Origin of the sequence: Mycobacterium sp. E2699 (assembly GCF_001666745.1) — a bacterium.
Classification (GTDB): domain Bacteria; phylum Actinomycetota; class Actinomycetes; order Mycobacteriales; family Mycobacteriaceae; genus Mycobacterium.
Map to the genome: position 1 here is coordinate 129,203 of NZ_LZJH01000055.1, position 15,496 is coordinate 144,698.

The 15,496-nt window shown below is 66.9% G+C and carries 13 protein-coding genes and 1 tRNA gene; 10 read left to right on the plus strand and 4 right to left on the minus strand.

Annotated elements, in window-relative coordinates; translation table 11 throughout:
* Window positions 1-19 precede the first annotated feature (19 nt).
* Together A5696_RS08095 and A5696_RS08100 are read left to right on the plus strand one after the other, a co-directional pair.
* Window positions 20-412: a holo-ACP synthase gene (locus A5696_RS08095; RefSeq protein ID WP_067876104.1), complete on the plus strand. Its 393-nt coding sequence runs from the start codon at window positions 20-22 to the stop codon at window positions 410-412.
* A complete protein-coding gene (locus tag A5696_RS08100; RefSeq protein ID WP_197516916.1) occupies window positions 409-1,803 on the plus strand; it encodes a dipeptidase in 1,395 nt (464 codons plus the stop codon). The genes A5696_RS08095 and A5696_RS08100 overlap by 4 nt, the downstream gene beginning before the upstream one ends.
* 65 nt (window positions 1,804-1,868) lie before the next feature.
* On the opposite strand, the gene A5696_RS08105 is transcribed toward A5696_RS08100, so the two are convergent.
* On the minus strand, window positions 1,869-3,281 hold the full coding sequence (locus tag A5696_RS08105) for a PE domain-containing protein (RefSeq protein ID WP_067876109.1): 1,413 nt from the start codon (window positions 3,279-3,281) through the stop codon (window positions 1,869-1,871).
* Between the two features lie 158 nt (window positions 3,282-3,439).
* The gene (gene bcp / locus A5696_RS08110; RefSeq protein ID WP_067876112.1) at window positions 3,440-3,913 is read right to left on the minus strand and encodes a thioredoxin-dependent thiol peroxidase; all 474 of its coding nucleotides are present in this window, start codon (window positions 3,911-3,913) and stop codon (window positions 3,440-3,442) included.
* A gap of 105 nt (window positions 3,914-4,018) precedes the next feature.
* Between bcp and A5696_RS08115 the strand changes: the two genes are divergently transcribed.
* The 3 genes from A5696_RS08115 (at window position 4,019) to A5696_RS08125 (ending at window position 8,369) form a co-directional block, all read left to right on the plus strand.
* Window positions 4,019-4,246, plus strand: coding sequence for a DUF3618 domain-containing protein (locus A5696_RS08115; protein ID WP_067876598.1), 228 nt, complete (start codon window positions 4,019-4,021; stop codon window positions 4,244-4,246).
* A 758-nt stretch (window positions 4,247-5,004) separates the two neighbouring features.
* Window positions 5,005-5,427, plus strand: a complete 423-nt coding sequence (locus A5696_RS08120) for an MmpS family transport accessory protein (protein WP_197516917.1) — start codon at window positions 5,005-5,007, stop codon at window positions 5,425-5,427.
* Complete coding sequence (locus tag A5696_RS08125; RefSeq protein ID WP_067876117.1) at window positions 5,424-8,369, plus strand: RND family transporter; 2,946 nt, start codon at window positions 5,424-5,426, stop codon at window positions 8,367-8,369. Before A5696_RS08120 ends, A5696_RS08125 begins: the two co-directional genes overlap by 4 nt.
* Window positions 8,370-8,407: 38 nt before the next feature.
* Here the strand turns inward: A5696_RS08125 and A5696_RS08130 are convergent.
* A tRNA-Lys gene (locus tag A5696_RS08130) sits at window positions 8,408-8,480 on the minus strand.
* Window positions 8,481-8,625: 145 nt separating this feature from the next.
* Window positions 8,626-9,864, minus strand: coding sequence for a GNAT family N-acetyltransferase (locus tag A5696_RS08135; RefSeq protein ID WP_067876119.1), 1,239 nt, complete (start codon window positions 9,862-9,864; stop codon window positions 8,626-8,628).
* A gap of 160 nt (window positions 9,865-10,024) precedes the next feature.
* Between A5696_RS08135 and A5696_RS08140 the strand changes: the two genes are divergently transcribed.
* The 5 genes from A5696_RS08140 to A5696_RS08160 all read left to right on the plus strand — a co-directional run bounded on the left by A5696_RS08140 (window position 10,025) and on the right by A5696_RS08160 (window position 15,496).
* On the plus strand, window positions 10,025-12,415 hold the full coding sequence (locus A5696_RS08140; protein WP_067876122.1) for an MMPL family transporter: 2,391 nt from the start codon (window positions 10,025-10,027) through the stop codon (window positions 12,413-12,415).
* Entirely contained in the window at window positions 12,408-13,301 is an 894-nt protein-coding gene (locus A5696_RS08145) for a DMT family transporter (RefSeq protein ID WP_067876125.1), read from the plus strand. The genes A5696_RS08140 and A5696_RS08145 overlap by 8 nt, the downstream gene beginning before the upstream one ends.
* 92 nt (window positions 13,302-13,393) lie before the next feature.
* Complete coding sequence (locus tag A5696_RS08150) at window positions 13,394-14,617, plus strand: Ig-like domain-containing protein (RefSeq protein WP_156738306.1); 1,224 nt, start codon at window positions 13,394-13,396, stop codon at window positions 14,615-14,617.
* A 67-nt stretch (window positions 14,618-14,684) separates the two neighbouring features.
* Complete coding sequence (locus A5696_RS08155; protein WP_067876128.1) at window positions 14,685-15,008, plus strand: hypothetical protein; 324 nt, start codon at window positions 14,685-14,687, stop codon at window positions 15,006-15,008.
* Between the two features lie 170 nt (window positions 15,009-15,178).
* Window positions 15,179-15,496 (plus strand): hypothetical protein, encoded by a 318-nt coding sequence (locus A5696_RS08160; protein ID WP_156738298.1) that lies wholly within the window; start codon window positions 15,179-15,181, stop codon window positions 15,494-15,496.

Here is a 15,496-nt window from a genome sequence, read left to right on the forward strand (position 1 = left end):
TCCGATAACCTGGCCAGCCATGGGCATTGTCGGAGTGGGGATCGATCTCGTCTCCATTCCTGATTTCGCCGAGCAGGTCGACCAGCCGGGCACCGTCTTCTCCGAGACGTTCACGCCGGGCGAGCGGCGCGACGCCTCGGACAAGAGCTCGTCGGCCGCGCGTCACCTGGCCGCCCGCTGGGCTGCGAAGGAGGCGGTGATCAAGGCGTGGTCGGGCTCCCGGTTCGCCCAGCGGCCCATGCTGCCGGAGGACATCCACCGCGACATCGAGGTGGTCACCGACATGTGGGGCAGGCCGCGGGTGCGGTTGACCGGTGACATCGCCAAGCACCTGGCCGACGTGACGATCCACGTGTCGCTGACGCACGAAGGGGATACCGCGGCCGCGGTCGCCATCTTGGAGACTCCTTGAGCGCGAGCAGACACAAAAGCGCCGCGACACGCCGGGAAGCAGGGGCTTTTGTGTCTGCTCGCGAGATAACGGAGCGCGTGCGCGACGTGTTGCCGTCGGTGCGCCGCGATCTCGAGGACCTGGTGCGCATCGAATCGGTCTGGGCCGACCCGGGCCGGCGCGACGAGGTGCACCGCAGCGCGCGGGCGGTGGCGGACCTGTTGTCGCAGGCGGGTTTTGGGGACGTGCGCATCGTCAGCGAGGGCGGCGCGCCGGCCGTCATCGCGCGGCATCCGGCGCCGCCCGGGGCGCCGACCGTGCTGCTGTACGCGCATCACGACGTGCAGCCCGAGGGCGACCCCGGCCAGTGGGCGTCGCCGCCCTTCGAGCCCACCGAACGCGGCGGGCGGCTCTACGGCCGCGGCAGCGCCGACGACAAGGCCGGCATCGCAACGCATTTGGCGGCGTTCCGGGCGCACGGCGGCCGGCCGCCGGTGGGCGTGACGGTCTTCGTCGAGGGCGAGGAGGAATCCGGCTCGCCGTCGCTGGGCCGGTTGCTCGCCGCCCACCGGGACGCGCTGGCCGCCGACGTGATCGTCATCGCCGACTCCGACAACTGGAGCACCGACGCCCCGGCGCTGACCGTGTCGCTGCGCGGGCTGGCCGACTGCGTCGTCGAGGTCGCCACCCTCGACCACGGGCTGCACTCCGGCCTGTGGGGTGGCGTGATTCCCGACGCGCTCAGCGCGCTGGTGCGGCTGCTGGCCAGCCTGCACGACGACGACGGCAACGTGGCGGTGGAAGGCCTGCACGAAACCGACGTCGCCGCACTGAATTTCCCGGACTTTCCGGCCGAGCGGGTTCGCGCCGACTCGGGCCTGTTGGACGGCGTGTCCGAGATCGGCTCGGGCCCGGCGCCGCAACGGCTCTGGGCCAAACCGGCGATCACCGTGATCGGCATCGACACCACTCCCGTCGACGCCGCGTCCAACACCCTGATCCCGCGGGCGCGGGCCAAGGTCAGCATGCGCGTGGCGCCCGGCGGCGACGCGGCGGCGCATCTGGACGCACTGACCGCGCACCTTCAGCGGCACGCGCCCTGGGGCGCGCGGGTCACCGTGACCCGTGGAGAAATCGGCCAGCCCTATGCCATCGAGCCCACCGGCAAGGTCTACGACGCCGCGCGGGCCGCGTTCCGCGAGGCGTGGGGCGCCGAGCCGATCGACATGGGGATGGGTGGCTCCATCCCCTTCATCGCCGAGTTCGCCGCCGCGTTCCCGCAGGCCAAGATCCTGGTCACCGGCGTCGAAGATCCCGCGACGCAGGCGCACAGCATCAACGAGAGCCTGCATCTGGGCGTGCTGGAGCGCGCGGCGGTCGCCGAGGCGCTGCTGCTGGCGGGCCTGAGTTAGAGCAGCGCAGCCGTGGCCGGTGACCACGAGTTTTGTTTCTGCTGAGCGCTTTCCGCGGCGCGCCTTCAGATACCGAGTTCCTGTTTGATCTGCGGCCAATAGCCAAACGCGTCCGGAGTGATGAAGGCCCAGTCGTGTGTTTCGCCGGCGGCCAGTACGAAACTGATCGGAGCCCCTTGGGCGGCGGCTTCTTGCTGCAGGACCCACACGTCGGGTGCGGTGATGTCCTGGGTGCCCGCGTAGACCGTGGTGGGCGGGAGCCCGTTGAGCGGCCCGTTCAGCGGGCTCACCTCATAGTTGTTGGCGGGCAGATTGCCCGCCCACTGCTTGGCGATCTGTTGAATGGTCGAGACGGGGGGCAGCCAGGAACCCCGGATCGACCCGATGCTCGGATTGCTCCAGGACAGGTCTACCGGGGGAGACAGCAACACCATCGATGCCGGCACCGTCTCGTTGTTGACCACCAGGTACTCGACAGACGCGAGCGCGATGTTTGCTCCCGCCGAGTCCCCGAGCACGCTGACGTGGGACGCGCCGTGGGCGGCGATTTCCGAGGAGATCAGGCCCGCCATCTTGGGCACCACCACACCGGCGGTGCCGCCCTGCTGCACCAACGGGTAGATCGGCACTTCGATGGTCGCGCCGGTCTGGTGGGCCATCGCCGTGTAGGCGAGCCAGTGGAAGATCAAGGGCGGAAAGATACCCGCACCGCCGTGAATGGCCACCACGTAGTTGCCGTCTGGATGGGCCGGGGTGATCTGCACGACGCTCATGCCGTCATACGTGGTGTGCTGGACGGTTTCACCGAGCAGCAGCGTCAACAGCTTCGGTGGGGAATTGCCAACCAACAGCGATAGTGGCGGGGCGTTGCTGGCAAGCAGCGCGAGAAGGGGCGAATTCGGCATCACAAACTGGCTGTCGATCACGGGCAGGTTCATGAAAGCCCCCACCGCCCGCAATATCACCGCGTCTTCCAACCTGGTCAGCGGCGACGGTGTGCCGGTGAAGGTCCCTGGCTGCGTTGCCGGGAATGGCGGTTCAGCCGGCGTCCCGAAAATACCGGTGACCAGCGTGTTTCTCGCCAGCTGAATTTCCTGCTGAACGAGGACGAAGGTGTTTCCGAGGGCGGGCGCGTTGAGCAGGGCCTGGATCTCCTGTTCGAGGGTCTGCGCGGGGCCGGCCGCCAGCGTTACCACGCCGGCGGCCTCGGCGCCGGCGTAGGAGCCCGCAGTCGCCTGCACCGCCCGCACAAACTGGTCGTGAAACGCCGCCGCCTGCGCACCCAGTGCCTGAAACTGCCGGCCGTGGGCGGAGAACACCGCCGCAATGGCCGCCGACACCTCATCCTCGGCCGCGGCCAGCACCCCCGTAGTCTGGGCCGCCGCCGCCGCGTGCGCTGCGCTGAGCGCCGAGCCTATTGTCGCCAAATCCGTTGCGGCCGAAGTCATTATCTCCGGCGCCGCGATGACGTACGACATGTCGGTCCACCTTCGAGCCAGCCCCTGGTTGTCGCTAGCCCCGGCGGTCCTCCACCCGTCAGAACAGGATGCTCAATTGTCCCGCGGTGCTGCGATGCGGCATAGAGTAAACGGCTACTCGATTTCCTCGCGCCGGCGCGGCGGTGGCCGTAACTCGACTAGAGCGAAAGGTCGCGCCGAAGTTTGGCGACGTGGCCGGTGGCCTTGACGTTGTACTGCGCGACGGCGATTTTGCCCTTCTCGTCGACCAGGCATGTCGAGCGAATCACGCCGGTGACGGTCTTGCCGTACATCTGTTTTTCGCCGTACGCGCCCCAGGCCGTCAGCACTTTGCGGTCGGGATCCGACAGCAGCGGAAACGTCAACTTTTCGGCATCCCGGAACTTGGCGAGCTTCTCCGGCTTGTCCGGCGAGATGCCCACCACGTCCACGCCGGCGTCGTTGAGGTCACGGAGGTTGTCGCGAAAGTCGCAGGCCTCCTTGGTGCATCCGGGGGTGGAGGCGGCGGGATAGAAGTACACGATGACGCGGCGTCCCTTGAAGTCGGCCAGTGACACCTTGTTGCCATCGGCGTCCGGCAGGCTGAACGAAGGCGCCTTGTCGCCAGGGGCGAGTCGCGTGGTCTCGGTCAACGTAAGTCCCTTCTGTTCACCGCGGCGTCGGGGTTGTCCCCGGCTGATCTAGGGTAGTTCCGGCAGGTGCACTAGCCGGAAATGGGTGACTTGGAGGACAGACACGTGGCGGACCGGGACCCCGAGGCCATCAAGCGGGACATCGATGTGGCCCGCGACCAGCTGGCGGCCACCGTCGATTCACTCGCCGAGCGGGCCAACCCTCGCCGCCTCGCCGACGACCTCAAGGCGCGGGCGGTGGAATTCGTGAAGAAGCCGGTGGTGATCGCCTCGCTGGTCGGCATCTCCTCGGTCGTCGTGATCGTGGCGGTGCGCAGGATCAGGGACCGCTGAGGTCGGGATATCCCGCTCCCAGTGCAGCAAGTAGCGGGTGTTGATTATCGCGCCGCTTTGGCGGCTTCGCGCCGAGCCTTCTCTTTCACGTGGGCCGAGCAGCAATGTCCCAGATCGCAATGGAACCGGTCACTGCATTCATGCGAACAATAAACTGATGCGGCCGGAAGCCAATCCGGGTCGGACAAGTCACGCCGTCGGTCGTTGGGATCGAAAGTATGGCCGCAATGTACGCAGGTCTTGACCTTGGTCTTGGTAGCCATGTCGGTCAGCGTACGCGCCGAGGCCCTGAATCTGTGCTGGTTTCAGACCCGCGGCGAACAACCGGCGTCCGTGCAAACCGGCTGCCCCTAGCGAATCCTTTCTGAAACCAAATCAGCCTGGTTCGATCCTCGCTGTCGCCGCGGTTCGACACGACCGCGCGGCCATCTCGATGACACCGACGGCCATGAGGTCGACACACAGCAAGACCAGTGCCGTGCAGCGAAATCGATTGTGGCGCGGCATGATTCAATGCCGCCGACTCAAACGACCGTCCCCGAGAGCTTTCCGCCTCACCGCACGATCGTGTGTGTCCCTTGTAGAGCGTCGCCATGTGCTGTCTGTGCGGGACAAGTGGCGTGGTGGCGCGCCGATCCGTGGTGACGGCGCACCGCGCAGGAATTAACGCGGCAGGCATCGCGTTGGCTAGCGGTGGCGCGGGCGACGAGATGCCTAAATAATTAGCCCGTCGCGCATTCCTATCGGGGGGGACGGTGTTGACGCTTCTCAAGCGGGCATGGGTTGGGCTGGTCGTCGTCGTGGCGGTGGTCATCGGCGGCGTCGCGGTGGACCGCCTCAGCGGCGTCTTTCCCGGACCCGGCCTACCCAAGCCCGACCCGCGCGATGCGACCCCGCCCTACGCGGCCAAGACCGCGGTCTACGAAATCCTGGGACCACCCGGGACAACCGGCGTCGTCAACTGGATGGATGCCGACGCCCAACCGCAGCAGGCGAACTTCACCACGTTGCCGTGGTCGCAGACGATCGTTGCGGAAATGCCCGGCATCTTCGCCTACGTGGTCGCCCAGGGCGACAGTCCCTCCATCGGCTGCCGGATCACCGTCGACGGCAAATTGGTCGATCACCAACAGGTCAACACGCGTGATGCGCAGGTTTCCTGCTTGGACAAATCCGCGTGACCGTCGACACGAGCGACACGAGCGACACGGACCAAATACCCGTCGCGCAGCGCGCCGAAGTCGAGCACAAACCGCGGCTGGCCCGCACCATCCGGCTCCTGGCGCTGCCGATCGTGGTGATCTGGCTGCTGATCGCGGTCGGCGTCAACGTCTTCGTCCCGCAGTTGGAGAAGGTCGCCGAGGATGTCTCCGTGCCACTCTCGCCATCCGACGCGCCGTCGGTGACCGGGATGAAGCACATCGGGGAGAAATTCAAGGAGTACGACTCCGACAACCTCGTCCTGGTGACCTTGGTCGGCGACAAGCCTCTCGGCCAAGACGCCCACCGGTATTACGACGATCTGGTCAAGAAGCTGAAGCAGGACACCGAACATGTCGAGCATGCGCTCGACTTCTGGGGGCAGCGGTTCACCGCCTCGGGTGTCGAGAGCTATGACCACAAGTCCGCCTACGTCCAGGTCAACCTGCGCGGTGACCAGGGCGGCGCCGTCGGCGACAAGTCGGTTGACTCGGTTCGCAAGATCGTCGGGGACTCCAAGCCGCCGCCGGGGGTGAAGGCCTACGTCGCGGGTCAGGGAGCCCTGACCGACGACACGATCGTCGTGGGCAACGCGAGCCTGTTCAAGATGACGATCATCACCATCGTGATCATCGCGGTGATGCTGATGTTCGTCTATCGGTCCGTCGGCACCGTGCTGCTAACGATGGTGATTCTGTTCGTCGGACTGGCCACCGGCCGAGGCGTGGTGGCGCTGCTGGGCGACACCGGCATCATGGGGCTGTCGACCTTTGCCGTCAACCTGCTGACGGCACTGGCCATTGCCGCGGGTACCGACTACGCGATCTTCATGGTCGGCCGCTACCAGGAGGCCCGCGAGCGGGGACTGGACCGTGAAGCCGCCTACTACGACACCTTCGCCGGGGTCAGCAAGGTGGTGCTGGGTTCGGGTTTGACGATCGTCGGGGCGCTGGCATGCCTGCATTTCACGCGGCTGCCCTACTTCAGTTCGCTGGCGTTTCCGTGCGCGATCGGTCTGCTGGTGGTGGTGGCCGCCGGGGTGACCCTGACGCCGGCCCTGATCGTGGTCGCGAGCGGCTTCGGATTATTCGATCCGAAGCGGAAGTTCAACTACACCCGGTGGCGCCGCCTGGCGACGGCCATCGTGCGGTGGCCGGCACCCATCCTCGCCAGCTCCGTCATCCTGGCGATCGTCGGCGCCATTGGGCTGATGGGCTTCAACCCGCGCTACAACGACTTGTACTACCTGCCCAAGAGCGCCTCGTCGGTCCAGGCGTACGACGCGGCCGATCAACACTTCACCCAGGCGCGGCTGAACCCGGACATCCTGATGATCGAATCGGACCACGATCTGCGCAACCCCACCGACATGCTGGTGCTGGACAAGATCGCCGGAGCCATTTTCCGGGTGCCCGGCATCGAACGGGTGCAGAGCATCACCAGGCCCCTCGGGCCACCGATCCAAGATGGGTCCGTGCCGTTCCAGCTCAGTGTGCAAACCGCGCCGATCCGCGACAACCTCGACTACCTGAAGGCCCGCGTCGGCGACATCAAGAAAATCACGGGCTTCCTCGACACCCAGATCGCCCTGTTGGAGCGCCAGTACGCGGTGACCCAGAAGCTCGCGGACGCCGCGGACGACAGCTCGAAAACCACGGCGGAGACGGCGGCCATCACGGACGAGATCCGGGACCACATAGCGGATTTCGACGACTTCTGGAGACCGATCCGCAGCTACTTCTACTGGGAGCGGCACTGCTACGACATTCCGATCTGCTGGTCGTTACGAAGCCTGTTCGACGCCCTCGACGGGTTCGATCAACTGGCCGAAAAGTTTCACGCCCTGACCGGCGACCTGAACCACACGGCTGCGGCCACACGCGAGTTGCTGGCCATCATTCCGGAGAACATCGCCGTCACGAAGTCGATCCGCGATACGACCCTGACCATTTACAGCACATTCGACAGCCTCATCGATCAATTCGACCGGCTGACCGATACGAACGCCGTGATGGGCAAGTCGTTCAACGACTCTCAGATCGAGAGCCTGTTCTACCTGCCGCCCGAGATCTTCGGTAACCCGGACTTCCAGCTTGGCTTGCGTTTGATGGTGTCACCGGACGGCAAGGCCGCTCGCTTCATCATCACTCACGCGGTGGATCCGGCGACGACGCAAGGAATCTCGTCCGTCGACAAGGAACGCCAAGCGGCCAAGGAGGCGCTGAAACTCACCTCGCTGCAGAACGCCGACATCTATCTCGGCGGTACGGCCGCGACGTTCAACGACATCGCCAACGGCGCGAAGTTCGACCTGATGATCGCCGGGGTGGCCTCGATCGTGCTGATCTTCATCATCATGGTGCTCGTCACCCGCGCCTTGGTCGCCGCGGGCGTGATCGTCGGCACGATCGTGATGTCGCTGGGGGCCGCGTTCGGGTTCTCGACACTGATCTGGCAGCACCTTCTTCATTTCCAGTTGCACTGGGTGGCAACCGAATTCGCGCTGATCGTGCTGTTGGCCGTGGGTTCGGACTACAACTTGATGCTGGTGTCGCGAATCGAGGAGGAGATCGGGGCGGGCCTGAAAACGGGATTGATCCGCGGCATGGGTCTCACCGGCCCGGTGGTGACCGCCGCCGGTCTGGTGTTCGCGGTCACCATGGCCACGATGATCACCAGCGATCTCCGGGCGATCGGCCAGTTCGGCACGACGATCGGGCTCGGCCTGATGTTCGACACGTTCGTCGTGCGATCGCTCATCACGCCGTCGATCATGACGGTGATGGGACGCTGGTTCTGGTGGCCGAAGCGGGTGCGGGTCCGCCCGGCCAGCCAGATGCTTCGGTCCGTCGGGCCGCGCCCGCTGGTTCGTGCGCTGCTGTACCAGCCGCGGCACGCGGTGCCGCCGGGTCCGCAAACCTAGCATCCGGCACAGGACCCGCCGAGATGCGCCTGTTCAAGTGCGCCGTCAGGGTTTCGAACCCCGGACCCGCTGATTAAGAGTCAGCTGCTCTACCAACTGAGCTAACGGCGCCGTGTACGGCCGAGACCGCGTAGGCGACAATAACAGGCGTCCTGCCGCCAAGCGAAATCCCGATGTCGTCCAGGATACCCGTCGAGCGGCGGGTGGACGGCCCCTACCCGGGTGGCGCGGGAAAGGTCTTGTTCGCCAAGAACTGTCAAAAAAGCGTCCCGCAATAAGGGGCGCGCTCGACGCTGAACGCGGCATCGAGGTCCCGCAGCGCACCGGGACGCAGCTCGGTGATGCGGTCGGCTCGCGCCAGTTGGGACACGCGGTGCGCGCCCATATAGATCGTCGCCAATTCGGCCAGACCGATCTCGATGTCCGCGGGCCCGTCATGCGGCGTGCATTTACCCGTGCCGTCGCGGGTCTGGAGCAGGAATCGCCCTCCCGCGAGGTTGAGCGGGTCTGTGACGTCCAGCACGACGTCGGTGTCGGCGGAGTAAACCCGTGCGCCAAGGACTTCGGGCACATCGTTGATCCGCACCCACAGAAAATCGCTCACGCCGGCGGTCTGCGCGGCGCGCTGGTCGCGCAGCTTGAGGGGCAGCGCGTCGTCGACCGGCACGTCGATCTCGATGTTGTCGAACATCTCCAGCGCCAGCAGACTCTGCAGCAGCTCGCTGTGGGCCTCGCCCGTGATCGAGAAGAAGTCCTCGACGATCACCGAGCCGAATGGCGGCCGAAAGGCGTGTTTGCCCGCGCCGATGACGCGGTAGGCCAGAAAGCCGTCCGGATGGACGGTGAAGTTCAGGGCGGATCCATTGCCGCGCTGCGTGGGCCTGTCCTCCAAAAAGTCGGCCCACCATGCGTCGTCGCGTTCCACCGCGCCAGCGGTCACCGCGCACCACCGGTCGTAGATTTCGGGCAGGAGGCGTCGCGCCTCCTCGGCGTTGACCTCGCGCGCCCGGCTTCCGCTCGGAGCGGCGCGCAGCTTCGCGAAGCGGCGGTCGATGGAGTAGGAGCGGGTGTAGCTCGCCACACCGGCGCCAAATCCGTCGTACATCGCGGTCTGGGTCGGCACGCCACAGACGACCGGGTAGCCCCGCTCCAGCAGCTTTCCCAGCCCTTGGGCGCTGAGCTGTGCCCAGATGCCCGTTCCCTGGTGGGTCGATGCGACGGCGATCATCGTCAGCCACGCGGCGCGCAGGCTGCCGCCACCGGGCACGGTGAGCCGCGCGCGGTAGATGATGGACGTCCCCACCAGGATCGGATTCTCCGGGTCGGACACATCCTCGGCGACGAGGATGTCCTCGAGTTCGACGCGGCGTTTCCAGGCTTCCACGGCGCGCGGGTCCACCGGATCCCCGAACGTGCGGGCCTGGTTCTCATAGACCGCCTGCCAGTCATCTTCGGTTGGATGTCTGATCGTGATGGCGTCGTCCCTCGTGTTCATCGCTCATCCAATCTGCTTGTAGCCCAGCCGAACCGGCGCTCCCCCCACCGAATCCGCTTACCGGGGATCGCTCGCGTCCGATACCCGGGTGGTTGGCCGCCAAACCCCGAGTCGCGCCGCGGCGGGTCAGACCGGCCCTGTCTGGGTATAGCGATACCCCATGCTGCAAGGAATCACTCGGCTTGCCATCGCCGCGCCGCGCCGCATCATCGCGGTCACGGTCCTGCTCCTGCTGGGGGCGGCAGTCTTCGGCATCCCGGTGGTCAACAAGCTGTCGGGCGGCGGATTTCAGGACCCGACGTCGGAGTCCGCGCGGGCGACCGCCGTGCTCAGGGACCGATTCAACCAAACCGACCAGCAGATGGTGATCGCGGTGACGGACCCCACCGGCGCCCGCAGCGATCGTGCGCGCCAGGTCGCCAGCGACATCGTCGACCATCTGAAACGGTCGCCGTGGGTCTTGAACGTGTCCTCGGCGTGGACGGACGCGCCGCGGGTCGCCGCCCAGCTGATCAGCAAGGACCACACGTCCGGGCTGATCGTGGCCGGCCTGAGGGGCGGGGAGAACGACGCCCAGAATTACGCCGGCACGCTCACCCGCGAACTGGTGCACGACCGCGCCGGCGTCACCGTGCGCGCGGGCGGCATGGCCGTTGCGTATGCCCAGATCAACGACCAGAACGCGCGCGACTTGATGCTGATGGAGTCCATCGCGATTCCGCTGAGCTTCGCGGTGCTGGTGTGGGTGCTGGGCGGTGTGGTGGCGGCGGCGCTCCCGGTCGGCATGGGCGCCCTCGTCATCGTCTGCACCATGTCGGTGTTGCGGCTGATCAGTTTCGCCACCGACGTCTCGACGTACGCCCTGGACCTGAGCATCGCGATGGGCCTGGCCCTGGCGATCGACTACAACCTGCTGATCATCAGCCGCTACCGCGAGGAGCTGGCACGGGCCGCCGACGGGGAGCAGGAGCTGTTGCGGGCCATGGCTCGAGAACGGGCGCTGCTCCGGACCATGGCCACCGCCGGCCGCACCGTGCTGTTCTCGGCGACCACCGTGGGGTTGTCGATGGCGGTGATGGCGCTGTTCCCGATGTACTTCCTGAAGTCGTCCGCCTACACCATCGTTGCCGCCGCGGTCATCGTCGCGCTCGCCTCCGTCGTGGTGACCCCGGCGGCGATTGCGCTGCTGGGTCCCCGGCTGGACGTACTGGACGTGCGCCGGTGGTTCGCTCGCCGGGTGCCGCCCCGGGCGCCGTCGTGGCGCGACCACGCGCACAAGCCGGTCTACTCGCTGTTCTGGTACCGATCGACCAAGTTCGTCCTGCGCCACGCCCTGCCGGTCGGGCTCAGTGTCGTCGCGCTGCTGCTGTTGCTGGGCGTCCCGTTCCTCGGGGTGAAGTGGGGCTTTCCGGACGAGCGCGTACTGCCCCCGTCCGCGTCGGCGCGCCAGGTCGCCGACATGCTGGACAACGATTTCGGCAACGGGTTCGGGACCTCGGTGTCCGTCGTCGTCCCCGACGCCCGGGGCGTGACCCCCGCCGACCTGGAGCGCTACGCCGCGGACCTGTCCCGGGTGCCCGACGTCTCCGCGGTCACCGCGCCGACCGGGACATTCGTCGGCGGATCCCCGGCGGGACCGCCCGCCGCGGCCACCGGCATGGCCGACGGCAGCGCGTTCCTGACCGTGGCCACCACCGCGCCGCTGTATTCGCAAGCCTCGAACACCCAGCTCGACCGCTTGCACGGGGTCCCCGGGCCGGCGGGGCGATCCGTCGAGATGACCGGCCTGGCGCAGATCAACCGCGACAGCGTCAACGCGATCACCACTCGGCTGCCGATGGTGCTGGCGCTGATCGCCCTCATCACCTTCACGCTGCTGTTCTTGCTCACCGGCAGCGCGGTGCTGCCGCTGCAGGCGCTGGTGTGCAACGTGTTGTCGTTGACGGCGGCATTCGGCGCGATGGTGTGGATCTTCCAGGACGGCCACCTCGGCGCGCTCGGGACCACACCCAACGGGACCCTGAACGCCAACATCCCGGTGTTGTTGTTCTGCATCGCGTTCGGGCTGGCCATGGATTACGAGGTTTTCCTGGTCTCGCGGATCCACGAGTACTGGCTCGCCTCTCCGCTCGCCCGGGAGGCGCGCCCGAATCCCGGCGAGGCGCACGCCGTGACCGACGAGAGCACGGCGCTTGGTCTGGCCGGCATCGGCCGGGTGGTCACCACCGCCGCGGTGGTGATGTCGATTTCGTTCGCCGCGCTGATCCCCGCGCACGTGTCGTTCATGCGAATGCTCGGTCTCGGCCTCACGCTCGCCGTGCTGGCCGACGCCACCCTGGTGCGGATGGTGCTGGTCCCGGCGTTCATCCACGTGCTCGGCCGGTGGACGTGGTGGGCGCCCGCGCCGCTGGCCTGGCTGCGCGAACGGTTGGCGACGGGCGAAGCCGCCGCCGCCTTGGTGGCGCGGCGGCGCTGGGCCACCGATGAGCACGACCCGCGGCAGCCCCTGATCAAGCGGTGGCCCACGAGGGCCGTGACCGACCGTGGTTAGCGCCGCCCTGCTCGCCACGGGTTCCGCGCTGTGCATCGCCGTCGGCGACGTCCTCCAGCAGCGGGCAGCGCACTGCATCACCGACAGGTCGGTGGGCCACATCGAATTGTTCGCCCGGCTGCTGCGCAACCGGCGGTGGTGGTGGGGAGCCCTGCTGCTCGTCGCGAGCATCGCGTTGCAGGCGGCCGCGCTGGGGCGGGGATCGGTGCTGCTGGTGCAGGCGCTGTTGATGCTTTCGCTGCTGTTCGCGCTGCCCATCAATGCCAGGTTGTGGCATCGCACGGTGAGCGCCCGCGAGTGGATCTGGGCCGGGTTGCTGACCGCCGCCGTGATCGTGGTCGTCGTCGTCGGCAGTCCGCAGGCCGGACGGTCGAGTGCCGCCCTGGGAGCGTGGGCCGTCGTGGCCGCGGTCCTGGCGCCGCTGCTCGTGACGTGCGTGTCGGCAGGCCGAATTCGGGGTGGTGCCGTGGCCGCCACGCTGTTCGCTTTCGTGTCGGGATCGCTGTGGGGGGTTTTCGCGGTGCTGACCAAAGAGGTCGTCGCCCGGCTTGGCGACGGCGGGTGGGCGGCGGCCCGAACCCCCGAGTTCTACGCCTGCGTGCTGGCGGCGGTGGGCGGTGTGGTGTGGAGCCAGGCGGCGTTCCGGGCGGGGCCCCTGACCGCCTCGATGCCGACCCTGCAGGTGTCGCAGCCCGTGGTGGCCGCGGTCCTGGGCGTTGTCGTCCTCGACGAGACGCTCGACAACGGTCGCGCCGGAATGATCGCCCTGGGCGCGGCCGCGGTGGTGATGACGGCAGCCATCGTCAAACTCGCGCGCGTCGAGGCCGTCGCGACCCGCGATCGGGTCGACGCCCGGCGGCGACACGCGGTCAGCCAACCGGTGTAACGGTTGAATCGCTGAACCGCCCATGTCGCGTCGTGGGCGGCCGAAAAGCCATTACAATGCTTCCACTGTTTCTGGTCAGCGGTGACCACACGATGCCGATCGAATTGGAAGGTCACTCGATGACCCCTTTGCGCAAACGCCGACCGTGGCTGGTTGCCGCCATGGTCGTGTTTGCTGTCGTCGGCGTTGCGTGCAGCAGCACCCACACCGCCGCGCCGGCGAAGGTCATCTTCGACAAGGGGACGCCGTTCGGCGACCTGCTGGTGCCGAAGCTGACCTCCTCGGTCAACGATGGGGCCGTCGGCGTCACCGTGGATGCGCCGGTGACGGTGAGCGTCGCCGACGGCGTGCTCGGCTCGGTCACCATGGTCAACGAGAACGGCAGGTCGATCAGCGGTCAGCTCAGCCCCGACGGGCTGCGCTGGTCGACGACCGAGCAGCTGGGCTACAACAGGCGCTACACGCTCAACGTCAAGGCGCTGGGCCTGGGTGGCGCCGCGACCCGCCAGATGACCTTCCAGACCAGCTCGCCGGCCCACCTGACGATGCCCTACGTCAACCCCGGCGACGGCGAGGTCGTCGGCATCGGCGAGCCCGTGGCGATCCGCTTCGACGAGAACATCGCCAACCGCGCCGCGGCCCAGAAGGCCATCGTCATCACCACCAACCCGCCCGTCGAGGGTGCGTTCTACTGGCTGAACAATCGCGAAGTGCGTTGGCGCCCAGAGCATTACTGGAAGCCGGGCACGGCCATCGACGTGGCGGTCAACACCTATGGCGTCGATCTGGGCGACGGGATGTTCGGCGAGGACAACGTCAAGACGCACTTCACGATCGGCGACGAGGTGATCTCGACCGCCGACGACACCACCAAGATGGTGACCGTGCGGGTCAACGGCGAAGTGGTCAAGACCATGCCGACGTCGATGGGCAAGGACAGCACCCCGACCGCCAACGGCGTCTACATCATCGGTGGACGCTTCAAGCACATCATCATGGATTCGTCGACGTATGGCGTTCCGGTCAACTCGCCCAACGGGTATCGCACCGAGGTCGAGTGGGCCACGCAGATGTCGTACAGCGGCGTCTTCGTGCATTCGGCGCCCTGGTCGGTCGGCGCGCAGGGTCACACCAACACCAGCCACGGGTGTTTGAACGTCAGCCCGAGCAACGCGGAGTGGTTCTACGACCACAGCAAGAGCGGCGACATCGTCGAGGTCGTCCACACTGTGGGGCCGACGCTGCCGGGCACCGAGGGACTGGGCGACTGGAACGTCCCGTGGCCGGTGTGGAAGGCCGGGAACGCCGACACCTGACGAGCTTTCGGCGCAGGTCACGTTTCATTCACGAATTGGCGACCTGTGTGGCGTAAGGTGCCGGCCCATGAATACTCCTTCGCCCGGGCCAGGGTGGTGGCTGGCCTCCGACGGCAACTGGTATCCGCAGCGGTGGGAAACCACCTTCGTGCACTACACGAACGAGTCCCTCGCGGCGGTGATCGACGAGGCGAGTCGCCAGTCGAAGGTTTATGGAGAACAGGGCTGGGAGATCGTCGGCTCCTCGGTGCAGCGCAGTCAGGTCGCCCGCCGGTTCAAGGAGTACGACAGCGGCGGGGATCATTATTTCGAGTGGAGCATCGTCTGCACCCTGAAGCGGCCTCTGGCACCCGGGCAGGCCGCCGAAGGGTCCTCCGGCTCGTTGGGTTGAGTCGGGCGACTCGAACCGCGACCTGCTCGCCGGCGAAGACGCCCAGTCGGCGCGGAAGTTCATTGGCGGCGGCGGTTTGGTCATCATTGTTTCGCTGCAACGGATTTGGTAGCGATCGACGTGGCTTTCGTCTCGCCGGTTGAGGGCGCCCGGGATGGGAGGAAGTGGAAATGAAACCACCGCACGACGATTCCATCTGGCCCGACGACACCCGCCGCGCCGCCGTGACACTCGCGCTAGCCGCGGCCGCCGACAGCGACATGCGGTTCCAAGACATGATCGACTCGATCGAGGACGCGCTGAACAGCGGACGGAACCTGCAATTCGTCCTGGAGTTGGTCCGGCTGCTCACGGCCGAAGTAGGGGAACAGTTCGCAAGCCCCGAGAGCGCCGCCGCTTACCGGCAGATGGCGGCGGAAGCCCGGGCGTACGAAGACGATATGCGCGCGCACGGAGAATGGCGCAACGACGACCATGAACGCAGTTAA